The 2,046-nt window shown below is 71.4% G+C and carries 1 protein-coding gene; it reads left to right on the top strand.

What is annotated here, in order from left to right; translation table 11 throughout:
* A partial coding sequence (locus tag DPV74_RS41015) for a heavy metal translocating P-type ATPase (RefSeq protein WP_119339264.1) occupies window positions 1–1,883 on the top strand: 1,883 nt, incomplete at its 5' end.
* Between the last annotated feature and the right edge of the window lie 163 nt (window positions 1,884–2,046).

The following is a 2,046-nucleotide window of genomic DNA, read 5'->3' as shown; positions in this document are numbered from 1 at the left end:
GGCCGCTGGCGCTGGCCGGCGTCGCCGCGATCGCATCCGAGGGCGCGACGTGGGCCGGGCTGCCGGTGTGGCTCGCGGCGGCGCTCGCGCTCGCCGCGGTACTCGCGTGCGGGCTCACCACGTACAAGAAGGGCTGGATCGCGATCCGCAACGGCAACCTGAACATCAACGCGCTGATGAGCATCGCGGTGACGGGGGCGATGGCGATCGGCCAGTGGCCCGAAGCCGCGATGGTGATGGTGCTGTTCACGATTGCCGAGCTGATCGAGGCGAAGTCGCTCGACCGCGCGCGCAATGCGATCCAGGGCCTGATGCAGCTCGCGCCGGACACCGCGACCGTGCAGGACGCCGACGGCTCGTGGCGCACGATCGAGGCCGCGCAGGTGGCGCTCGGCGCGGTCGTGCGCGTGAAGCCGGGCGAGCGGATCGGGCTGGACGGCGAGGTCGTCGCCGGCCGCTCGACGGTGAACCAGGCGCCGATCACCGGCGAGAGCCTGCCCGTCGAAAAGACGACCGGCGACGCCGTGTACGCGGGCACGATCAACGAATCGGGTTCGTTCGAATACCGCGTGACGGCGGTGGCGGCCAACTCGACGCTCGCGCGGATCATCCACGCGGTCGAGGAGGCGCAGGGCGCGAAGGCGCCGACGCAGCGCTTCGTCGACCAGTTCGCGCGTGTCTACACGCCGATCGTGTTCGCGGTCGCGCTGCTGGTGGCGGTGGTGCCGCCGCTCGTCATGGGCGGTGCGTGGCACGACTGGATCTATCGTGCGCTGGTGCTGCTCGTGATCGCGTGCCCGTGCGCGCTGGTGATCTCGACGCCGGTGACGATCGTGTCGGGGCTCGCGGCCGCGGCGCGACGCGGGATTCTCGTGAAGGGCGGCGTCTATCTGGAAGAGGGGCGCAAGCTCGCCTGGCTCGCGCTCGACAAGACCGGCACGATCACGCACGGCAAGCCGGTGCAGACCGACTTCGACCTGCATGCGACCGATGCCGATGCGGTGCGGGTGCGGCACCTTGGTGCGAGCCTCGCGGCCCGCTCCGATCACCCGGTGTCGCAGGCGATCGCCGCCGCGGCCCGTGACGCCGGCACGACGGCATTCGCCGATGTGCAGGATTTCGAAGCGATCGTCGGGCGCGGGGTGCGCGGCACGATCGACGGCACGCGCTACTGGCTCGGCAACCACCGGCTCGTCGAGGAGCTCGAACGCTGCTCGACGGCGCTCGAAGCGAAGCTCGATGCGCTCGAGCGGCAGGGCAAGAGCGTCGTGGTGCTGGTCGACGAAGCGCGCGTGCTCGGCATCTTCGCGGTGGCCGACACGATCAAGGACACGAGCCGTGAAGCGATCGCCGATCTGCACGCGCTCGGCATCCGCACCGCGATGCTGACGGGCGACAACCCGCATACCGCGCAGGCAATCGCGAAGCAGGCCGGCATCGACGACGCGCGCGGCAACCAGTTGCCGGAAGACAAGCTCGCGGCGGTCGAGGAGCTGTCGGCCGGCGGCGCGGGCGCGGTCGGGATGGTCGGCGACGGGATCAACGACGCACCGGCGCTCGCCCGTGCCGACATCGGCTTCGCGATGGGGGCGATGGGCACCGACACGGCGATCGAGACGGCCGACGTCGCGCTGATGGACGACGACCTGCGCAAGATTCCCGCGTTCGTGCGGTTGTCGCGCGCGACGCATCGCGTCCTGGTGCAGAACATCGGCTTCGCGCTCGGCGTGAAGGTCGTGTTCCTCGGCCTCACGGTCGCGGGGCTCGGCACGATGTGGATGGCGGTCTTCGCCGACGCGGGCGCCAGCCTGATCGTCGTGGCCAACGGCTTGCGGCTGCTGTCGTCCTCCGGGGCGTTCGGCGGCGCGCAGGCCACGCGTTGAGGAGCGGGCAATGAGCTTTCTGAAGCGAATCCTGGGCGGCCATGGCGGCGGCCACGGCAATGGCGGCCACGGCGGCGGAGGCCACGGCGGTGGAGGCGGGCATCACGGCGCGCAGCGCCAGGACGCACACGGCGGCCACGACGCGCGCGGCCGCGATCGCCAC

The organism is Burkholderia sp. HAN2018 (assembly GCF_024704855.1).
GTDB lineage: Bacteria > Pseudomonadota > Gammaproteobacteria > Burkholderiales > Burkholderiaceae > Burkholderia > Burkholderia cepacia.
This window is presented reverse-complemented; position numbering and strand designations above follow the sequence as displayed.